Raw genomic sequence first — 508 nt, 5'->3', positions numbered from 1 at the left:
AGGTTACTTGGGTATATACATACAGCGTAGACAGGATCTGGAGAATTTAAAGTGAGCTCACTCGAGATCGTGAACTCACTATCAGACTGCTAAACAGCCAGAGCAAACAAACCTTGTAGGCTTGTCATGGAAGCAAGAGCAAGCAGCAAAGCAATGCTCAGTTGCACTTTTTCTGGCGCCTTGTGTGTGAAGATATGCCAACACCAAACCACAATGGTAGAGATAAGCAGCGCTAAAGAGATCAAAATCGGCTGCGTTGCGCTCGCAAGCGTAGCTTCCTCCAATTGGTACGATGAAAATAAAGTCGCAAGCACCAATAGCATGCCAGACACAATACCCGTTACAGGTAAAATACGGTGGAACGCCTGTAGTCGGCTACGGGCAATCGTAAGCAGCAATTGAGAGAACGACGCACCTAAGAAGAAGATCATCACTGCCATCGCTGCTGAAGCGGGCCAATTCGGCTGTTCAAACACTTGAATGCTCACGTAAGCAAACGCCAAACCAT

The 508-nt window shown here is 47.2% G+C and carries 1 pseudogene; it reads right to left on the bottom strand.

The window, feature by feature from the left end:
• Positions 1-89: 89 nt before the first annotated feature.
• Positions 90-508 (bottom strand): annotated as a pseudogene (locus R8N47_RS28590) (hypothetical protein); the annotation flags it as partial.

Source organism: Vibrio sp. 2132-1 (genome assembly GCF_033344315.1).
This window is presented reverse-complemented; position numbering and strand designations above follow the sequence as displayed.